Below are 20,714 nucleotides of genomic sequence, written 5' to 3'. Positions count from 1 at the left end.
AAACGCCAATAATTACTAATTTATTTTCAGAGCTGACCGGCCGGCCCCGCTTAGGATTTCCGGTTAAGGTAATTCACAAACCCTTTTTTGGCGTCGCCGTCAAAGCCGTGCCGGACGAAGAAGGCATGGGCCCGGGTCCGGTGGGCGCTGCTGGCCAGGAGCACGGCGGTGCAATGCTGTGCCCTGCAGATATCCAGCAGCTGCTCCATCAACCGGCCGCCGACGCCTCGGCCGCGCGCTCCCGGATCGACCACCAGATACTCGATGACGCCGAACGGTTGGGTCCCGAACATCGGGCTCAAGGCGACGGTCAGAAAGGCGGTCCCCACCACCCGGCCGGCGGCTTCGGCGACGAGCAGGAAATTACGGGGATCCGTGTCGATGGCGGCGATCCGCTCCGGCAGTACCCGGACGGGCAGCCCCGGGCAGAGTATCTCATAGAGGACTTGGATGGCCGGCGCATCCTCCGGCCGGGCGGTTCGGATCATACCAGTTCCTCCCAGTTGCCGTACTCCATGTAGATCCGGGTCTTCCGGGCGATTTCCGCGCCATGAAGCTTCTCCACCAGATACAGCGCCAGGTCGATTCCGGCCGAGATCCCGGCGGAGGTCAGAATGGCGCCGTTATCGATGAACCGGGCCTCCGGCCGGATGATCGCCTGCGGGGCGATCTCCCGCAGGTGGGGAAGGACCTCATGATGGGTGGTGGCTTCGACCCCGTCCAGCAGCCCCATTTTGCCGAGCAGCCGGGCGCCGGAGCAGACCGACATGGTGTAACGCGCCTGGCGCTGAGCGCCGGAGAGCCACTCCAGCACCGCCGGCTTATTCATCTCGTCCCGGGTGCCGACCCCGCCCGGCACCACCAGCAGGTCAATGGCGGGATGTTCCCCGAAGCCGTAATCGGGGAGGACTTTCAAGCCGTTAACCGTCTGAATCGCTTTGCCGTCCCCGGAGACGGAGAAGAGCTTAAAAAGCCCGTCGTCGTTCAGTTCCGAAGTGACCGCGAAGACCTCGTAGGGTCCGGCGAAATCCAACAGCTCCATTTGGTCGAAGATAAAAAATCCCACGTTTAACATCATGATAGCCTCCCCTCATGCCTCGGGTCCGCGGCCGCTCTAGGCGCTGGCGTCCCTGGCGGCGACCGTCTCCCAAAGATAATGGTAGAGCGGCACGGCCCGTTCCAAACCATCCAGCAATTCCCGGACCAATTCCGCGCTGAAGAGCGTCGCGCCAGGGCGGCCGTAGCGGATCAGGTAGAAATTCTTCCGTTGATACCACGCGGCCAGCTCCGGCGGCTTGGCCGGGCCCAGCGGCTTCCGGTACTGCTCTCCCTCCAGCTCAAAATAGCCGGAGCCCAGCGGGCGGATGGCTTCCAGAAACTGCTCCGGTTGAGTGTCGAGCCGCTTGCGGAAGGCGGCCATCGTCGGCCGGGACGCCAGATAAAAGCCCATGCCGTAGCAGTACTCGTCCGGATTGATCTCAAAGAAGAACGAGGGGGTATCCTCCCACTCCTGAAACGCCCGCCGGAAAGAGCACCACATGTTGCTGCGGAAGAGCGACTTGTCCTTGGAGAACCGGGTGTCCCGGAAGATGCGCGAGATGGTCTTGCCCACCGCCGGCCTGACCTCCAGCCGCGGATCCACCGCCAGCATAAAGCCGCCCAACTCCCCGACCAGGGCCCGCATCGGTTCGAGCAACACCCGCTCATACTCGGGCCGGCGCTCCTCGAACCACGCCTTGCTATTGTTGGCCCGCACCTCCCGCAGAAACTCCAGGGTCTCCGGGTAAAATCCTTCAAACTTCGCCGTCGCTTGCGTACCCATGAACTGCCGCCTTTCTCGCCGTTTGCAATGCCGCGAAAAGACCCATCCCTTGGCGAACTCCGGACCGCTTAGGAACCATTCCGCCTCTTACTGGAGTGGATCACGATCGATCCGGAACCGCTTCAGATCTTACTTGAGTAACCCAAGATTGATCCGGAATCACTCAAGATCTTACTTGAATGACTCAAGATCGATCTGGAATCATTCAAGCTCTTACTTGAGTGACCCAAGATCGATCCGGAATCACTCAAGATCTTACTTGAATGGCTCAAGATCGATCGGGAATCATTCAAGATCTTACTTGAATGGCTTAAGATCGATCGGGAATCATTCAAGATCTTACTTGAATGGCTTAAGATCGATCCGGGGCCGTTCCGATCTTCGTTTCGCAGCCGCAAGATTCATTGTGTTATGGATTATTATTTTGGGCATTGACAGATCTGGCACCGTCTGGATCTGTTATTCTTATTATAATCATTATAGGCAAAAAAGCAACTTGCCGCGCGCGTTGGAGGAGTGTGCCGGAATTTCGTTTTTACAACTTGCGAAGCGCGGCTGTCGCCGGGAAAAATGTTGCAAACCATTGGATACCGGAGGGATGAAGTCCTAAGCTTTGTTAAGAAACGCCCGTCTCCAACGAAGAGACGGGCGCCGTTTTTTCCGGCGCGGCATGACGCCGCCCGATGAATCACTTGGCAACAGTCATGAACGCTTCACCGACGGAAGCGGTTCATGCTACCCGAAATACTGCTCCATCAGCTCCAGATCCAGCTGCGGATAGACCGGGAACCGGTCCAGCAGCGCCTTGACCCGCGCCTTGGCTTCGGCCTTAGCCGCCGGATCCACCATATACTTGGCCTTGCTCGGCTTCCCGGCGTTGGCGCCGGTGGCGATGGTCTCCGGCCGGGTATGGGTCAGGACCAGTTTGACGATGGCCGCGATCTCCCGCATCTCCGGCTCGGCCATGCCCAGCGTGGTGGTAGCCGGGGTGCCCAGCCGCAAGCCGCTGGTGTACCAGGCGCCGTTGGGATCGAAGGGCAGCGAATTCCGGTTCAGGGTCATGCCGCACTCGCGCAGCGCGCTCTCGGCCTGGCGGCCGGTCAGGCCCAGGCCGTGCACATTGATGAGCAGCAGGTGGTTGTCGGTGCCGCCGGTGGCCACCGTCAGGCCCTCGTCGATACAGCCTTGCGCCAGGGCGGCGGCGTTTTGAACGATCCGGCGCGCGTAGTCCTTGAACTCCGGCCGGTTGGCCTCGGTGAAGGCGATGGCCTTGGCCGCCATCACCTGCGGCAGGGGACCGCCGATCACCAGCGGACAGCCTTTATCCACATGCTCGGCAAACTCGGCGCAGCAGAGCACCAGGCCACCGCGGGGCCCGCGCAGCGTCTTGTGGGTGGTGGTCGTCACCACGTGAGCGTGGGCCACCGGGTTGAAATCGCCGCTGAAGACGCCGCCCGCCACCAGGCCGGCGAAATGGGCCATATCCACCATGAAGACCGCGCCGACTTTGTCGGCGATCTCCCGGAAGCGGCGGAAATTGATCGGCCGCGGATAGGCGCTGTAGCCCGCCAGCAGAATGAGGGGCTTGATCTCCCGGGCCAGCGCTTCGATGGCCTCGTAATCGAGCAGTCCGGTCTCGCGGTTCACGCCGTAACTGTAGGCGTCAAACATCTGCGCCGAAACGTTCTGGCGGTAGCCGTGGGTCAGATGGCCGCCGGAATAGTAATCCATGCCCAAGAGACGCTGATTCCCGAGCTCGTGGCGGAGTTTGTTCCAATCCTCGCGCGACAGTTTGGAGGGGTCGGTCTCCCCCAGGGCCGGGGTCTTCACCCGGGCGCTCAGGATCGCCCAATAGGCGATCAGGTTGGCGTCGGCGCCGCTGTGGGGCTGGACATAGGCGTGATCGGCGCCGAAGAGTTGCTTGGCCTGCTCGGCGGCGTAGGATTCGATGTCATCCACATTGTCGCAGCCGGCGTAGAAACGGTGCTCCGGAAAGCCCTCGGCGTACTTGTCGGTCAAGAGGTTGCCCATGGCCAGCTGCGTGGCAAGCGAGCAATAGTTTTCGCTGGCGATCAGCTTCAGGTTGCTCCGCTGGTCCCGCAGCTCCTTGACGATCGAACGGGCAATCCCCGGGGCCACCTTGGCGACTTCGGTCAGGTTGGCCAGATAGGCCAGGAAGCCGGGGTCGATCCGCTCCGGTTCCACCCGCTTCAGATATTCCTGAATCGCGGCTAAAGACATCTCAACTGTTCCCCCTTTAATATGTTAACATTTGCTGAATTCGTACAGTTTGGTAAAATCGATGGTGGCGAAGTAATCCTCCAGCGTCTCCGCGCGCCGGATCAGCTCCACCGCCCCATCCGGCTTCAGGAGCAATTCGGCGGAGCGCAATTTGCCGTTATAGTTGAAGCCCATGGCGTACCCGTGGGCGCCGGTGTCGTGAATCACCAGAATATCGCCGCTCTCGATCTTCGGCAGCTGGCGATCGATGGCGAATTTATCGTTGTTCTCGCAGAGCGAGCCAGTGACATCGTAAGTTTGATCGTGGGGCAAGTGTTCTTTGCCCATGACCGTGATGTGATGGTAGGCCCCGTACAGCGCCGGCCGCATCAGATTGGCCATGCAGGCGTCCACGCCGATATAGTTTTTATAAATCTCTTTGCGGTGGATCGCCTTGGTGACGAGATAACCGTACGGGCCGGTGATATAGCGGCCGCTCTCCAGGAAGAGTTTCAAGGGGTGCAGCCCGCTGGGGACGATCATCTCATCATAGAGTCGTTTGATCTCCCGGGAGATATAGTTGACATCCACCTCGTTCTGCTCCGGCCGGTACGGAATGCCGATCCCGCCGCCGAAATTCACAAACTCGAAGCGGATCCCCAGCGCCTGGGCAATCTCGACGACCACTTCGAAGAGCATCCGGGCGGTCTCCACGAAGTAGTTGGGATCCAGCTCGTTGGAGATGACCATGGTATGTAACCCGAAACGGTGGATGCCCCGGTCCCGCAAGGAGCGATATCCCTCCAACAGCTGTTGCTTGGTAAATCCGTATTTGGCCTCTTCCGGAAGGCCGATGATGGCATTGCCGCCCTGCCGCAGCGGTCCCGGATTGTAGCGGCAGCAGACCAGGTCCGGCAGGCCCACCTCTTTTTCGAGGTAAGGAATGTGGGTGATATCATCCAGGTTGATGATGGCTCCCAATTCGCGGGCCTTCTGATATTCGTCGGCCGGGGTGTTGTTGGAGGAGAACATGATGTTTTCGCCGCGGATTTCGGACCGTTCGGCCAGGATCAGCTCGGCCAGGGAGCTGCAGTCGGCGCCGAAACCTTCCTCGCGGCAAAGCTTCAAAATGTAGGGATTGGGCGTGGCCTTCACCGCGAAATACTCTTTGAATCCCGGCGCCCAGGCAAAGGCCTCGTTCAGCTTCCGGGCGTTTTCGCGGATGCCGCGCTCATCATAGATATGAAACGGCGTCGGATATTGAGCAATGATCTCCTCCAGCTGTGCTTTGGTAAAAGGCAATCTCTTCTCGGTCACGTTCCAGCCTCCGTTCATCACAAAAATGAATTTTTATACACGCTCGTCAGGCGCGGCTCCGGTCCCTGCCGGCTGACGAATATTACGAAAGGACAACCGGGTACTGTCACCGACCTCATGAACGCAACTGCATAAGTTGACATCTTTTCTTCGCGAAGTCTCGCGGCAATTCCTATAGCCGAAAGTAACAGTTTCCTAAACATGTCATACTTTGCTCTTCAAACTGGCGATCTTCCGCTGCCACCGCTCGTTCCGCAGATAGAGCAGAATGTCGGCCAGGACCATCAGCGCATTCAAAAGGTATAAATAGATCACCCGGTCCTGGCTGTAAAGCAGCTTATGGACCACTCCCGCCGCGTAGCCGACCAGGACGATCACCATGAAGCTTAAACTTTTCCCGCCGGTCTGGCGGGTTTTCAGCGATTTATAGATTGAAAAAGGCCAGGCCATTCCGAAACAGATCATCATGATAATCTCAAAGATGCTCATCTGAAAATACTTCCCCGCATGTCGAATTGTTCATTTTTATCCATAATCATACCACGATTCCCCGAGGTCGTCCATGCCTATCCAAACTTTCGTGCGGCGCGCCCCTCCCGGCATTTTTCATTTTGCTCATTGACAGCCCGAAGTTTCTTTGATAATCTTATTGAGGATCCTTTAAAGCTAGCCCCGCGAGGTTAGGAAGGTGAAAAATAGCGGTTTGTCTAATTTTAACCTTCTTATGCCTTGCGCGCGTAAGAAGGTTTTTTGTTCGCCAAGATTTTTGCTCCGGAATCACCAGGATGACGTGGATTTTGATTGGGAAGGAGTCGGGGCGGTTGCAAACGGTTTTGCTGCTTCATCGAACGCAGGCGGAGTCCGGGACCTGCCATGGCCCGCTGCCCGCTATTCATTCTCGCTCCGCCGCCGCGTTTCTCCGCAGCACGGCCTGATCGCTTTCTCGTCAGCCAAAAGGTCGATGGGAGAAGCGAGTTCGACATCTCCCGCACCGGGAGTTTTTTTATGGGCTTTTCCGGCAATATCCAGCCGGGGCATTCCGGAAAAATAGGCCGCCCCGTCCCCGGACATCCTAAGGCGTGTGCCGGCGGAAAGACTCGGATGGACGCATTTTCACCGTTTATAAGTTCAGCTTTAAGAACTTATATAGATTCAGCGGAATTACATGAAACAAAAAAATGGAGGATGGCGAAATGCTCGGAAAAAAAGTTGACGTGAACGAACGGCTTCCCCTGTTGCAAAGCATCCCGCTCAGCTTGCAACACCTGTTTGCAATGTTCGGTGCCACGGTTCTGGTCCCTTACCTGGTGGGGCTGGACACTTCGGTTACCCTCTTCTCCAGCGGAGTCGGCACTTTGTTGTACATCCTGATCACCAAAGGCAAGATCCCGGCTTACCTCGGCTCATCGTTCGCCTTTATCGCCGGCATGACCGCGATCATCGGCGCAGCCCCCGGAACGGTGGGGAGTCCCGATAAGATCGCGCTGGCCATGGGCGGTTGCGCCGTCGCCGGTCTCATCTACGTGCTTGTAGCCCTGTTAATCGCCAAATTCGGCACCCAATGGCTGGATAAGCTCCTCCCTCCGGTCGTCGTCGGCTCGGTGGTCATCGTCATCGGACTGGCCCTGGCCGGGACCGCGGTGAATATGGCCATGAACGGCGCCGGAACCACCTACAACCCGCAATATCTCTTGATTGCCCTGGTATCTTTGGGAATCGCCATTATCGCCGCCTCGTTCTTCCGCGGCTTCCTGGGAGTCATCCCGATCCTCATCGGAATCATCGGCGGTTATTTATTCGCCTTAATGCTCGGACAAGTCAGCTTCGAACCCATCAAAAACGCCAGTTATTTCGCGGTGCCCAGGTTCATCTTCCCCAAATTCACCTGGGGCGCCACCATCGCCCTGGCCCCGATCGCCCTGGTGACCATCACCGAACATATCGGGCATTTAATCGTAACCAACAAAATCATTGGCCGGGATTTCATTAAGGACCCGGGCCTGCACCGCTCCCTCAGCGGCGACGGCATCGCGACCGCCGTCGCGGCCTTGATCGGCGGACCTCCCAACACCACCTACGGTGAGAATATCGGCGTGATGGCCATTACCCGGGTCTTCAGCGTCTGGGTCATCGGCGGAGCCGCGGTCATCGCCATCATCATGTCCTTCATCCCCAAGATCGGCAGCCTGATCGGGACCATCCCGGTGCCGGTCATGGGCGGCATCAGCATCATGCTCTTCGGCATCATCGCGTCGGCCGGTATCCGGATGCTGGTCGAGGCGGGCATCGACTTCTCGCAGAAGCGGAACTTGATCATCGCCTCGGTCATCCTGGTCATCGGGATCGGCGGCGCCAAGATCACCGTCGGCGGCGTGGAATTCCACGGCATGGCCTTGGCGACCATCATCGGCATCATCCTGAATCTGGTCATCCCCCACACCCGGGAAATGGAAGGCGAAGAAGCGGCCGAAGCGGCGAAGAACGAAGCAGCAGCCACCCAATAACCGCCAGGACGATAATTAAAAGCCATGTGATAAAGTCTTTCGAACCAAAAATCAGTTTATAAAAGGTTGACAAACGACTTTATCACTTGCTTTTCTAAGCTTTTATGTTCACCCTGGCCTTTTGGACGGGGTTTATCACAACGCTTTTAACTTTTTGGTAAAAAACCCTTCCCGGATAAACGGAAGGGTTTTTTTCATAATAAGATTGAGTTAAGATAACGGTATATCCTACAATGATATTGATCAACGAATTGGAGAAGAACCTCATGACAAATCCGGAAACCGCTATCGAGAAACGCCGCTGGTGGATACTGTTTAACGTGGTGCTGATGGTTTTCATGTCCTGCCTGGATTCCAGCATCGTCAATGTCGCTTTGCCGGTGCTGGCGACGAAGCTGCGGGTATCCATGGCCGCCATCGGCTGGGTGGTCACCAGTTACCTGATCGTCATTTCCGCCACCATCCTCCTCTTCGGACGGCTGGGCGATATTCAAGGGAAGACCAAAGTCTTCAAATTCGGGATCCTTCTCTTCAGTTTCGGTTCCCTGCTGTGCGGCATCGCCGGTTCGCTACCGATCCTGGTCGTCGCCCGGGTGCTCCAGGCAGTCGGCGCGGCGGCGACCATGTCCACCAGCCAAGGGATCATCACTCATGTTTTCCCCAGCCACGAACGGGGGCGGGCGCTTGGAATCTCGGGAACCTCGGTCGCTCTGGGTACCATGGTCGGCCCGCCGTTGGGCGGCCTGATCATCGCCGCCTTCAGCTGGCACTATATCTTCTTGATCAATGTGCCGATCGGCATTTTCACTTTCATTTTGGGCCAGCGCATCTTCCCCGATGACAGGCAGGCCAGTCGGGAGCGGGTCGATTTTCCGGGCGCCTTTCTTTTCACCGCGGCCATCGTGCTGCTGTTCGGCAGCCTGACTCAGGGGCAGGCCAGCGGCTTTGATCAACCCTGGATTATCGGCGGATTCATCGTGGCCGCGCTATCCCTGGCCGCCTTTATCCTGCTGGAAAGAAGGGTCGAACAGCCGCTGCTGCAATTGAAGGTCTTCGAGAACCGCCTCTTCTCATTGAGCCTCTTTTGCGGCTTTATTTCATTCATCGCCATCAGCTGCCCCAACATTATTCAACCCTTTTACCTCGAATACGTTCAGCAGTTGCCCCCGGAGATCACCGGCCTCTACATGATGGTCTATCCGTTGGTCCTGGCGGTGGTCGCTCCGGTCAGCGGTTATCTGTCGGACCATATCGGCTCGGAGTTTCTGACCTTCCTGGGGCTGGTCCTCACCAGCATTGGGCTGTTTCTGATGTCCACCCTGACCGAGCACTCCTCGCTCTGGCTAATGATCGTCTTCTTGGCGGTGATGTCCATCGGCAACGGCCTCTTCCAGTCGCCCAACAACTCCCTGATCATGTCCACCGTGCCCCGGACCAAGCTGGGAATCGCCGGCGGGGTCAACGCCCTGGTCCGCAACCTGGGCATGGTGGTCGGAATCACCTTCTCCACCACCTTGCTGTACGGCCAGATGAGTAGCAGGCTCGGTCGCCATGTGGCCGACTATATCCCGGGCCGGGCCGATATTTTTATCTATGGAATGCGCTACGTCTATATCAGCGCCGGGCTCATCTGTCTGGTCGGGGCGGGACTGACCGCTTACCGGCTCTATGGAAGCAAGAAGAAGGATGACACCTTCGCAACGGAAGAAGCGGAAGACCGGGTCTGACCCGGTCTCCACATGAGAAGTCGGACCCGGTTATCGCGCGGGTCCGGCACCGGCTTTTTCATCGGCCCCGCCGGCCTGCATCACCCGGTTCCGCCCCGCCGCTTTGGCGCGATATAGAGCCTGATCGGCCGCTCGCAGAAGCTCCTCCCCGGAAATCCCGTCACTGGGAAATCCGGCCACCCCGGCACTGAAAGTAAGCGCGATCTCCACCTGGCTCCGGCGCAACTGCAACGGCCTTCCGGCAATGGTCTGGCGGAGCCTTTCCATAATCTTCACTCCGTCGCCCCGCGGGGTCCGCGGCATGACGATGACAAACTCCTCGCCGCCGTACCGGCAGATGACATCGGTCCCCCGCAAATTCCCGAGGAATGTCTGCACCAGCGCCTGGAGGGTCTCATCGCCCGCCAAATGCCCGTGGGAATCGTTGATCTTCTTGAAATGGTCGAGGTCCACCATGGCCAGGGAGAATGGTTCCCCGGTGCGTTGGGCGCGCGCGATTTCGGCGGCCAGGAAACTCTGCAAGTACCGCCGGTTATAAGCTTGGGTCAGTTCGTCCCGGAGAATCAGCTCCTCGTTGGTGCAAGCCCGCTTTAAAACCGCTTCGATCCGGGCCAACAGTTCCTCAACCTTGAACGGCTTGCAGATGTAATCGTCGGCGCCGGTGGAGAATCCGGACAGTTTGTCCTGGAGTCTGTCCTTGACGGTCAAAAAAATGACCGGGATCATTCCCCACGCTTCGCTGGAGCGGAGCGCCCGGCAGAACTCGATCCCGTCTCCGTTGGGAAACACCATGTCCAACACAATCAGATCCGGAAGCTCGGCCATGAGGGATTCCTCGGCCGTTTTGGTATCGTGGCAGACCGCAACGGCAAAGCCATTCTTCTCCAGGTAATCCCGGACGAACGTAGTGATCGCGGGGTCATCGTCGACGACCAGGATTCTCTTGCCGTTGGGCTTGGAGAATCCGGATGCTACGGTGGCGCAGGACTCCTCGGGACACTGCTCGACTGCGGCCAGAATCTCGGCCCAGCGCTCGTTCAAAAAACGCCGGAGCCCCTCGCCCCAGGGGATATCATACTCCCGGAGCAGGAGCAAGGCGGTTTCCATCGCCGCGGCCGCATCGGCCACCGCGGTCATTCCGACCATCCGGCCCGAACCCTTGAGGGTGTGCACAAATCGATACACCCTCTCCGCGGCTTGAGGCGAAGCAGTCCCCGCGTTCAGCGCGGCCAGCGCTTCCCCGCATTCCGGCATTTTTTCCTGAAGTCCGTTGCAAAAGATTTCCCGCGCCTTCACCATGGTGGCGCCCTGAAAGCGCCGTGCGTTTTTGGCCATGAAAACAACCTCCTTAGGCCGTTCTTTCCGGATGATCGAGGTCGATTACCAACAGGTCGGGCTCTTTTTGTACATCTTTGACGACAAAGCCTTTCTTCTCCAGCAGCTCGACCACGGCTTCCGCGCCGTCCGCCAGCCGGCAGGATTCCGGCAGTCCCAAGACGCCGGGCGACAGCTGGATTACGGTCTTCAATTTGGTTACCAATTTATCGGGGGAAAACGGTTTGACCAAGTAATCCGCGACTCCCAGCTTTAAGCCCTCCTCCCGCTGGTCAAGACAGCTGGAGATGATCACCGGGATCCCTTGGGTCGCAGCATCCTGTTTCAGGCGGCGCAGGATTTCCCATCCGTCGAACGGGCCCGGTATGATGAGGTCCAAAATGACGGCCACGGGCTTTTGTTGCAGCGCCGCCATGGCCTCCGGGCCGTTGCTCACCGTAGTCGTCGCGTAACCGGAGGCTTGCAGCGACTCTTCAATGAATTCCGCCATCGCCGGATCGTCCTCCACCACCAGGATCCAGGGGGCCAGGCCGTCCTTGCCGCCATTGGCATGGAGGGGTGAAGCGGCCGGACTCTCGGCCAGTGGCAGCGTGAAATGAAACACGCTGCCTTTTCCCGGTTCGGATTCGAACCAAATCTCTCCTCCCAGGATTTCCACCATGCGGCGGCAGATGGCCAGCCCCAGCCCGGTCCCGCCGATCTGGCGCCGTTCGGAATTGTCCACCCGGTAAAACGGTTTAAAGATTTGGTCCCTGGCTTCTTTGGGGATCCCCAGGCCCTGGTCGGCCACTGAAACTTGGACCGACGCCGCGCCGCGCCGAATGGCCTTCAGGCGGATCGGACCGCCCTGGGGCGAGTATTTAATCGCATTAGACAATAAGTTTCCGATGATCTGAAGCACCCGGTCCGGGTCAGTCAACACTGGCGGCAACCCGGTTTCGACCTCGACGGTGATCGCATGCGCCTGGCTCTGCTTGCGGTATATTTCGGCGCTGCTTTGAAGCAGCGGCTCCAGATCCACGCTCTTTTTGGTAAAATCCAGCCGGCCGTTCTCGATCCGTTGCAAATCCAGAAAATTGTTGATCAGATTGGTCAGACGCTGCGACTCATGATAAATCGTGGCGATATATTTCTGAGCCTTGGCTTCCCCGGGCGGCTTCTTCAAAAGCAGCTCGGCGAAGCCCAGAACGCTCGCCAACGGTGTCCGGAGTTCGTGGCTGACCGTATTAATCAATTCCGACTTCAGCTGGTCCACTTCTTGAAGCTTTTTGAGGGTTTGATAGATCTCCAGGTGCGCCAGGGCATTCCGCAACGCCACCGCCACTTGGTCCGCCAACGAACCCAACCGTTTTTGCTCTTCGGCAGTGAACTCCCGCGGGCCGGTGCGCCCGACGACGATCAGTCCCAGGGCTTTATCGTTGAAGAGCAGCGGCAGGTAGATCTCGTGAGCCATCTGGACCGGGCCGCGCAAGCCGCGGGTCTGCAGTTGCCCTTCGCCGTACTTCACCGTCAGGCTTTTCTTCTCCGAAAAGGCCCTGCCGGCCAGGCCCTCATCCGTCCGGAATCCGGGGAGTTCCAGCCGCTCCAGACCGACCACCGCCTTGGGCTCCAGCGCGTTATGCTCATAGAGCAGGAAGGCGCCGACCTCGGCGCGCGCCTCCTCCAACAAGCCCCGCAGCGCCACTTGGACCAAGCCGTCCAGTTCGATCGTCCGGGTCAGGCGTTGGCTGAATTGATAGAGCCCGCTCAGCAACTCTTCTTGGCGGGTGAGATTGGTCAACGCTTGATTCAGCTCATCCTGCTGGGCCAGGATCTCTTCATTCTGGGCCGATAGCTCCTCCCCCTGCGCCAGCAGTTCTTCATTCTTTTCCTGCAGTTCCAATTCGTTCTTTTCGATGGTTTGGATCATCCGGTTGAAGGCGGTGACCAACTCCGCCACCTCGTCCTCGGAATTCACCGCTTCCACCGGCTGGAACTGGCCGGCGCTCACCGAGCGGATCCCCTTCATCAGTCTCCGCAGGGAAGCGGTCATTCCGTGGGTGATCAGATATCCCCCCAGCAGTGCTCCGAGCGCCACCAGGAAAACAAAGACCAGCGTAATGTAGAAAGATTGCTGAAACCGCTTGGCAAAAAGTCCCGCGGCCCGCTGCTGCATCCCATCGGAGTGATTTAAAAACAGCGAACATGCCTTCAGCGAAGCGGCCAGCCCCAGATCCAACTGCGCCCGGGGCATTTCATCGCTATTCATCGCCGTCCGGTCCAGATAATCGAGGAAGGAACCGACGGTCCGCTCCAGTTCATCCAACGTCCGGTCATTCTTGACCCGCGATTGTTTCAAGGCCTCCAGATCCTGGCGGGCCTTTTTCTGGTTTTCGAAGAACAGTTGCAACTGCTGCCGATCCCGGCTCGCAAGATAATTGCTCAAGGCCACTCCGGCGCCGCTGATGTGAACCGCCAGTTTGGCCCCGTAGATCTGGCTATTGCTGTAATGATCGGCTTTGGCGCGGGCCTGCCGCAGGTTGGCGTTGAAGTACAGATGGGTTCCGATGATAATGAGAGTCATCGCGAGGATGACTCCGGTATAACCCAACATGATCTTATGTTTAATGCTTTTTCTCATCGCATTCATCCTTATCCGGCGCAGGCTTCAGCCCAGCGCGGCGGCGACCCTGTCGATCAGCTCCAGCGGGCTGAACGGCTTGCGGATATAATCATCCGCGCCGATCCTTTGGCTCTGGAGGCGGTCCTGTTCCTGCCCCTTGGCGGTCAGCATGATAATGACCATCCCCCGGGTGGCCGGATCCGCTTTGAGCTTTTGACAGAGTTCGTATCCGGTCATCTCCGGCATCATCACATCCAGAATGATTAGGTCCGGTTTGTCCGCGGCGATGCGTTTCAAAGCCTCCATTCCATCGGCGGCTTCATCCAGCATGTACCCTTCGTCTTCCAGCGTGGCACGGATCAAAAAACGGATCGCCGGCTCATCGTCCACGATTAATACTTTTTTCATCGGACCCACCTCATCATTCCGTCGTATTGAGCGATGGATTACAATCTAATTTTCGGAATTCGCGCCGGGAACTTTAGCGTCATATTACACAACGCGCTGGTAAATGTTTCATTTTAAAAGCCATGTGATAAAGTCGTCCATTCGGAAATCATCCTTTCAGTGGGCTAAAAAACGACTTTATCACTTGCTTTTCTGAGCTTTTGTGTTCACCCTGGCCTTCGGACAGGGTTATCACAACGCTTTTAAAAAGCGTTGCGATAAACCCCGTCCGGAGATCATGGTGTTTTGGCAACGTTTTTTTAAGAACTGTGATAAAAGATCACAGGAATTGTTTCAAGCAAGGGATAATCGAAGCTGTTCGCTCTCCTAACGCTCCGCCGCCGCGACCCCGGCCAGCAACGGCGTCAGCTCCGCGCCGTAATAGATATGCAGCCGGTGCAGGGGCCGGGTCATCGCCACATAAAGGAGCTTGGCGTCCAGCTCGTTCTCCCCGTAATAGCGGCGGTCGGCGTCGGCGATCAGAACCACGTCGAACTCCAAACCCTTGGCCAGGTACGAAGGGACGATCACCACCCCGGAGTGGTACTCCGTCTCCTTGCCGGTGATCACCAGCGGCCGCTCCGCTCCGCCTTCCATCTGGCCGTGCAGCTTTTTGCAATCATCCAGCGTCTTGGCGATCACCGCCACCGATTGAAATCCCTCGCGCCGGGCAGCGGCGATCCGCTCGCTCAAAGCCGCCGCCCGCCCGGCCAGGGTCTCCCGGCGCTCGATGGTGACCGGCGGACCGTGCCGCAGCACCGGCTTGGCCATGACCAGCCGTCCGTCGTTGATCCGGCCGAGCACCTGATTGGCGGCTTCCATGATCTCCACCGTCGTCCGGTAACTCTGCTCCAGCGTCCGGAAGGAGCTGCCCGCGCCGAAGACCTCCCGCCGCAGCTCCTGCCAGTCCTGCATGCCGCGGTAGGAATGGATGCCCTGGCTGAGATCGCCCAGGATCGTGAAGGAGCTGTCCCGAATGATCTGCTTCAGCACATAGAACTGAAAGACGCTGAAATCCTGGGCCTCGTCGATGACGATGTGTTTCACCGGGATCTTCTCATTCATCCCGTAGAAAACATGCTTCAGATAGATCAGCGGCGCCAGGTCCTCGATCTCGTGCTTGCCGGAGGCGGTGAGAGCGGCGGTCTGGGTGCGGATGTACTCCAGCAGCTCCGGCTCGGGCAAGCCCGCCGCCAATTCGGCGAAGAGCGCCGCGTCGTCGATCAGCGCCCGATAGTACTGGCTGGGTTTCAGCTGCGGGATCTGCTGGAAGTACTCCTTAATGCCCTCTCTGGTGAAACGCTCGATCTCCTGGACCTTCTCGTTCTTCTGGTCGATGGTCCGGATGATCTTTTGCTGCCGCTCTTCCCCCTCGGGCAGCTTCAGCTTATAATTCCAGACCATGGCGTTGCAGCGCTGCTGCAGCCGTTCGATCACCGCGTCTTTACGGTCTTTGATCCGCTTTTTGAAATGTTTTTCCAGCTCCTTGAGGCGCCGCAGGATCGGCCAGTCCCGGTAATCCCGGTAAAAGAGGTCGCGGATCTCCTCGTGGCTGTAGATCACCCACTCGTCGACCCGGAAATCGGTGGCGGGCAGCAATCCCGCCTCGATCCGGCGCACATACCGTTCCAGCACCTCCTTGAAGGTCAGGGACGACTTGAGCGCCGCGGCCCGGATGGTCCGATCGTTGGCCGCCTTCTCGGCGGGCGTCTCGTTCTTGACCAGGGCGATCAGCTTGTGATAGGCATCGGTCAGCTTCAGCTTCTCGCCGATCAGCTCCATGGCGAAATCGGTGAAGGTGGTCTGCTTGACGCGCTCCACCCCCAGCTCGGGCAGGACTTCCGAGATGTAATTGAGGAAGAGGCGGTTCGGCGCGATGATCATAAAATTCTCCGGCCGGAAGGACGGGGCGAAATTATAGACCAGATAGGCGATGCGGTGCAGCGCGATGGTGGTCTTGCCGCTGCCGGCCACCCCCTGTACGATCAGGGGCAGGTTCATGTCGGCGCGGATGATCCGGTTCTGCTCCCCCTGGATGGTGGCGACAATCTCCTTGAGCCGGTTATCGGCGTTGGCCCCTAGTGAAGTCTGGAGGAGCTGGTCGTTGGTGGTGATATCGATGTCGTAGATCTCGCGCAGCTTTCCGTCATCGATGGTGAACTGGCGCTTGAGGAGCAGATCGCCGCGGATCTCGCCCTCCGGGCAATGATAGCCCGCCTCGCCCAGCCGGCCTTCATAGTACAGATTGGCGATGGGCGCCCGCCAATCGACGATGATCAGTTTCTGGTCCTCGTCCCGGTTCAGGCACAACTTGCCGAGGTAGAGCTTTTCGGCGTCCTCCTTTCCCGTTTCCCGGAAGTCCATCCGGGCGAAGTAGGGTTTGGAGCGGGCCGCCTCCAGGTTGCGCACCTTCAATTCCAAGCCGGGCTGAATCGCCGCGTTCAACAGCATATCGGTGAATTCCTGGCTGCCCTCGTTATTAAACCCCCGGCGCGCCCGTTGCGCGTCCTTGTCCACGCGCGATTTGCGCGCCAAGCTATTCTCCAGCGAAGCTTCGACATATCCTAACGTATAATCCAACCGTTCCCGTTCCTCCGGGAAAGCCGGGTGCTCTTCCACCGGCATGACCTTCCCTCCTTCAGTCGCCCAAATTTCCACGCACGAAAGCCGTACCGGCCCGGCCCTGCTCCTCCGGCAGGTCCGCAGCGCGCTTTACTGCGTCACGCAGGCATTTGAAACTCTATTGTACTAAATTCACGGGATAAAGAAAAGTATGATCCGGCAGCGGATTCAGTTTTCCCGAACCATGGCCCGATTTTACCTGCTTCGGAGCTTCTTTTTTTATGGAAAAGTAAAATTTTTCTTGACAGGAATCTTTTTTCCCTCGCCATTGCACTTCATTGGGCGGACGACCGCAATGTATTGCAAACATTGCGACCGTTTCCGCTCCCCCAATGCGGTCCCCCTTTGGCTCCGGGAGCCAGCGGCTTTGAATCCCGCGTTTCCGGCATTGACGTGCGTCAGTCCTTGGACGGATAAAACGACGCCGGTGGCCGGGGCCGGCACTGCTTCGACGGATAAGGGTCCCGTGACGACCCTCGCCACCTTATATTTTGTGGATCAACAAACGACGGCAGTCATGGCCCTGGGTTCTTGGACGGCGGAAGCACGTTTCCGGTTGACCGTAGCCATTGGGATTGGAGATGAATCGGAAGCAATGGTCCGGCCGGTATCGTGAGGGATAAGCCCGGGGGGAATGAAGGGGAGGAAAAACGCAGCTGGCGGGATTTTTTTCAAGCCAGGGTATAAGTTTCAGTTTGTCCGAATAGATCTGTATCACCGAAACGGCAAAGAGCGCAGCGATCATCATGGACCGGACTCAGGGTCCAGAACTTTTCAGCAAGACAAGTGTGTTCGGAGGTAACCATGGCAATCTTTTGGCATCCCGACCTCGTACGGATGGGCATCGAGGCGGTGGATCGGCACCAGTTGCAGTTCTTAAGGAACCTCAATACCCTGCATGACGCCTACCTCAGGCAGACGCGCTCCGTCCAGATCCTGGCCTCCCTGATATTTCTGGAGCGCTACAGCGCGGCGTCTTTCCGGGATGAAGAAGTCATCCTGCGGCAATATTCTTTCCCCGAGATAACGCGCCACCAGGCGGAGCACGCCGCGCTGGTCCGGGATATCCGGGAGTTCAAGCTGATGCTGCTCCGTGACGGAGCAACGGCCCAACTGGCCTGGCGGGTCCAGGCGCGCTTATGCCGCTGGCTGGTGGAACATATTTTTTTCACCCATCGCCAAATGGCCCGATTGATACCCGGGAGGGGCGACTGGAGCTTTAAACACGGGACACTCTGAAATCCCCGCTCATAATATTTACCGAATCCAAAATTCGTAACCATTCATGGGTAGGGGGAGAATGATGAGTCAATTACGCTTTCATTTACTCGGTTTAGCCCATCTGGCCACGCATAAAAAAAATTCCGCCTGCGCGTATACTCAGAAGATCGTAAAACTGGCGAAAATGATCAAAAGTTATGGTCATACGCTGTATTTCTACGGGATCGAAGGCTCGGAGGTTGCCTGCGACGAGTTCATCCCGGTCTCGAACCCGGAGATCCTGGAACAGGCCTACGGCAAATACGACCAAGCCAAGAATTTTTTCAAACATGATCCTACCGACCTGGCACACCGGACTTTTAACACCAACGCTATCGCAGCCATTCAGCAGCGTAAACAAAATCACGATATTTTGCTCTGTCCCATGGGTAACTATCAAAAGCCCATTGCCGACGCAGTCGGCTTGTTGACAGTGGAGTCAGGGATCGGTTATACCGGCGTCTTCTCGCAACACCGGGTATTCGAGTCCTATGCCTGGATGCATTATATCTATGGTTTGATGAAGATTGACGACGGGGTCTGGTATGATGCGGTTATCCCCAATTATTTCGACCCGGGCGATTTTCCGTTTCAAGCTCAAAAGAAAGATTACCTGCTCTATTTCGGCCGGATTATCTCCCGCAAAGGTGTTCAGGTGGCGGCGGAAGTCGCCAAGGCCACCGGCAACGAACTCTATGTGGTCGGCCAGGGCTCCCTGGACAATCCCGACGAGGGGCTGGCTCTCGGCTCGGAGAAGTACATCCGTTACTTCCCCGCGGTCGGTCCCGAGGAACGGGCCAAGTTCTTGAGCAATGCCAAGGCCGTATTGATGCCCACTTATTACTTGGAACCGTTCGGCGGAGTAAATGTTGAAGCCCAGCTCTGCGGAACTCCGGTCATCACGACCGATTGGGGAGTCTTTCCGGAAACCGTTCTCCATGGAATAACCGGTTACCGCTGCCGGGTCTTTGAGGAATTCTGTTGGGCCGTGCGGAATATCCACCGGATCAAACCGAAGGCCTGCCGGGAATGGGCGGAAAAGAACTACTCGATGGAACGGGTGGGCCGGATGTATGAAGAGTATTTCCAGCGCGTCAGCAAGCTCTTTGACAAGGGATGGTATGAGGCGAACGATGAACGGGACGATCTGGAATGGCTCAACCGTTATTATCCTGCCTATTATCCCACCACCCAACGCAAAACGGCGACCGCCAAGGCTCAATAAATCAGCGCACAACGCCAAAAGACTTCGGAATTTCTCCGAAGTCTTTTGGTTTGAAAAAATCGCTCCTGGCGAAGACCTACTCTCCCGGCCGGTTACCCGACAAGTACCATTGGCGCAGAGGGGCTTAACTGCTGTGTTCGGGATGGGAACAGGTGGTACCCCCTCGCAATCAACACCAGGAAATCTAGATGCTGGAAGCTGGAAACTAGAAACTGGAATCCAACTTCAACACCTTCAAAACTGAATAGGAAGATATTTTTCAATACCGAGAAGCAAAGATACATAGCTTTGAGATAGCTTCGAAGGTTCAGCTTAAGGTCTTCCAACCTCTCACCTCACACTTCCCACCTCTCAATACAAGGTCAAACCCTCGACTGATTAGTACCGGTCAGCTGAGTACGTTACCGCACTTACACTTCCGGCCTATCAACCTCGTGTTCTCACAAGGAGTCTTACTAGGTTAACCCTATGGGAGATCTCATCTTGAGGCCGGTTTCGCGCTTAGATGCCTTCAGCGCTTATCCGTTCCGCACATAGCTATCCAGCCGTGCCACTGGCGTGACAACTGGGACACTAGCGGTGCGTCCATCCCGGTCCTCTCGTACTAAGGACAGAGCCTCTCAAATCTCCTGCGCCCGCGGTAGATAGGGACCGAACTGTCTCACGACGTTCTGAACCCAGCTCGCGTACCGCTTTAATTGGCGAACAGCCAAACCCTTGGGACCTACTTCAGCCCCAGGATGCGACGAGCCGACATCGAGGTGCCAAACCTCCCCGTCGATATGGACTCTTGGGGGAGATAAGCCTGTTATCCCCGAGGTAGCTTTTATCCGTTGAGCGATGGCCCTTCCACTCGGAACCACCGGATCACTAAGCCCGACTTTCGTCCCTGCTCGACTTGTTTGTCTCGCAGTTAAGCTCCCTTATGCCTTTGCACTCGAAGCGCGATTTCCAACCGCGCGGAGGGAACCTTTGGGCGCCTCCGTTACTTTTTGGGAGGCGACCGCCCCAGTCAAACTCCCCACCTGGCAGTGTCCTCTATCCGGCTTACGGCTTAGAGTTAGAATTCCAGTAACGTTAGAGTGGTATCCCAACGTCGACTCCACGAATACTGGCGCACTCGCTTCAAAGTCTCCCACCTATGCTGTACAAACATTACCAAAACTCAATGCCAAGCTAGAGTAAAGCTCTACGGGGTCTTTCCGTCTAACCGCGGGTAACCTGCATCTTCACAGGTATTACAATTTCGCCGAGCCCCCTGTCGAGACAGTGCCCAAGTCGTTACGCCATTCGTGCAGGTCGGAACTTACCCGACAAGGAATTTCGCTACCTTAGGACCGTTATAGTTACGGCCGCCGTTTACTGGGGCTTAAGTTCGAAGCTTCGCGTTTCCGCTGACCTCTCCCCGTAACCTTCCAGCACTGGGCAGGCGTCAGCCCCTATACGTCGTCTTGCGACTTAGCAGGGACCTGTGTTTTTGGTAAACAGTCGCTTGGGCCATTTCTTTGCAACCTTTTCTCGCTTTTGGAGTAAATCCATCCACGATACCGAGGCACCGCTTTTCCCGAAGTTACGCGGTTAATTTGCCGAGTTCCTTAACAGGGGTTCTCTCGCGCGCCTTAGAATATTCTTC

At 57.4% G+C, this 20,714-nt stretch carries 15 protein-coding genes and 2 rRNA genes; 5 read left to right on the top strand and 12 right to left on the bottom strand.

Going from position 1 to position 20,714, the window contains the following annotated elements:
• Positions 1-50 precede the first annotated feature (50 nt).
• From EDC14_RS06825 to EDC14_RS06800, 6 genes are all read right to left on the bottom strand, one after another.
• Positions 51-488: a GNAT family N-acetyltransferase gene (locus EDC14_RS06825; RefSeq protein WP_132013523.1), complete on the bottom strand. Its 438-nt coding sequence runs from the start codon at positions 486-488 to the stop codon at positions 51-53.
• Positions 485-1,075, bottom strand: a complete 591-nt coding sequence (locus EDC14_RS06820) for a DJ-1/PfpI family protein (protein ID WP_243662839.1) — start codon at positions 1,073-1,075, stop codon at positions 485-487. The genes EDC14_RS06825 and EDC14_RS06820 overlap by 4 nt, the downstream gene beginning before the upstream one ends.
• A 39-nt stretch (positions 1,076-1,114) precedes the next feature.
• A complete protein-coding gene (locus EDC14_RS06815; RefSeq protein ID WP_132013521.1) occupies positions 1,115-1,822 on the bottom strand; it encodes a DUF2461 domain-containing protein in 708 nt (235 codons plus the stop codon).
• Positions 1,823-2,557: 735 nt separating this feature from the next.
• A complete protein-coding gene (locus EDC14_RS06810; RefSeq protein WP_132013520.1) occupies positions 2,558-4,063 on the bottom strand; it encodes a glycine hydroxymethyltransferase in 1,506 nt (501 codons plus the stop codon).
• A gap of 24 nt (positions 4,064-4,087) precedes the next feature.
• Positions 4,088-5,359, bottom strand: a complete 1,272-nt coding sequence (locus tag EDC14_RS06805) for a diaminopimelate decarboxylase family protein (RefSeq protein ID WP_132013519.1) — start codon at positions 5,357-5,359, stop codon at positions 4,088-4,090.
• Between the two features lie 204 nt (positions 5,360-5,563).
• A complete protein-coding gene (locus EDC14_RS06800; RefSeq protein WP_132013518.1) occupies positions 5,564-5,848 on the bottom strand; it encodes a hypothetical protein in 285 nt (94 codons plus the stop codon).
• Between the two features lie 704 nt (positions 5,849-6,552).
• Here EDC14_RS06800 and uraA point away from each other — a divergent pair.
• Together uraA and EDC14_RS06790 are read left to right on the top strand one after the other, a co-directional pair.
• Positions 6,553-7,863 (top strand): uracil permease, encoded by a 1,311-nt coding sequence (gene uraA, locus EDC14_RS06795; protein ID WP_132013517.1) that lies wholly within the window; start codon positions 6,553-6,555, stop codon positions 7,861-7,863.
• Between the two features lie 266 nt (positions 7,864-8,129).
• On the top strand, positions 8,130-9,590 hold the full coding sequence (locus tag EDC14_RS06790) for an MFS transporter (protein ID WP_132013516.1): 1,461 nt from the start codon (positions 8,130-8,132) through the stop codon (positions 9,588-9,590).
• 30 nt (positions 9,591-9,620) lie between these two features.
• Here EDC14_RS06790 and EDC14_RS06785 read toward each other — a convergent pair whose 3' ends face one another.
• The 4 genes from EDC14_RS06785 to helD all read right to left on the bottom strand — a co-directional run bounded on the left by EDC14_RS06785 (position 9,621) and on the right by helD (position 16,599).
• Entirely contained in the window at positions 9,621-10,925 is a 1,305-nt protein-coding gene (locus tag EDC14_RS06785; RefSeq protein WP_132013515.1) for a diguanylate cyclase, read from the bottom strand.
• Positions 10,926-10,938: 13 nt separating this feature from the next.
• Positions 10,939-13,545: an ATP-binding protein gene (locus EDC14_RS06780; RefSeq protein WP_165907852.1), complete on the bottom strand. Its 2,607-nt coding sequence runs from the start codon at positions 13,543-13,545 to the stop codon at positions 10,939-10,941.
• A 27-nt stretch (positions 13,546-13,572) separates the two neighbouring features.
• A complete protein-coding gene (locus EDC14_RS06775) occupies positions 13,573-13,935 on the bottom strand; it encodes a response regulator transcription factor (protein ID WP_132013513.1) in 363 nt (120 codons plus the stop codon).
• Between the two features lie 366 nt (positions 13,936-14,301).
• Entirely contained in the window at positions 14,302-16,599 is a 2,298-nt protein-coding gene (gene helD, locus EDC14_RS06770; RefSeq protein ID WP_132013512.1) for an RNA polymerase recycling motor HelD, read from the bottom strand.
• Positions 16,600-16,891: 292 nt separating this feature from the next.
• On the opposite strand from helD, the gene EDC14_RS06765 reads away from it, so the two are divergent.
• The 3 genes from EDC14_RS06765 (at position 16,892) to EDC14_RS06755 (ending at position 19,081) form a co-directional block, all read left to right on the top strand.
• Complete coding sequence (locus EDC14_RS06765; protein WP_132013511.1) at positions 16,892-17,212, top strand: hypothetical protein; 321 nt, start codon at positions 16,892-16,894, stop codon at positions 17,210-17,212.
• Positions 17,213-17,400: 188 nt separating this feature from the next.
• Positions 17,401-17,835, top strand: coding sequence for a bacteriohemerythrin (locus tag EDC14_RS06760; RefSeq protein ID WP_132013510.1), 435 nt, complete (start codon positions 17,401-17,403; stop codon positions 17,833-17,835).
• Positions 17,836-17,899: 64 nt separating this feature from the next.
• Positions 17,900-19,081: a glycosyltransferase gene (locus tag EDC14_RS06755; RefSeq protein WP_165907851.1), complete on the top strand. Its 1,182-nt coding sequence runs from the start codon at positions 17,900-17,902 to the stop codon at positions 19,079-19,081.
• A gap of 63 nt (positions 19,082-19,144) precedes the next feature.
• Here EDC14_RS06755 and rrf read toward each other — a convergent pair.
• A 5S ribosomal RNA gene (gene rrf / locus EDC14_RS06750) occupies positions 19,145-19,261 on the bottom strand.
• 178 nt (positions 19,262-19,439) lie between these two features.
• Positions 19,440-20,714, bottom strand: a 23S ribosomal RNA gene (locus EDC14_RS06745); the annotation flags it as partial.

This window comes from Hydrogenispora ethanolica (genome assembly GCF_004340685.1).
Classification (GTDB): domain Bacteria; phylum Bacillota; class UBA4882; order UBA8346; family UBA8346; genus Hydrogenispora; species Hydrogenispora ethanolica.
The sequence above is the reverse complement of the archived record's forward strand: the minus strand, read 5'-3'. Positions and strand labels throughout refer to the sequence as shown.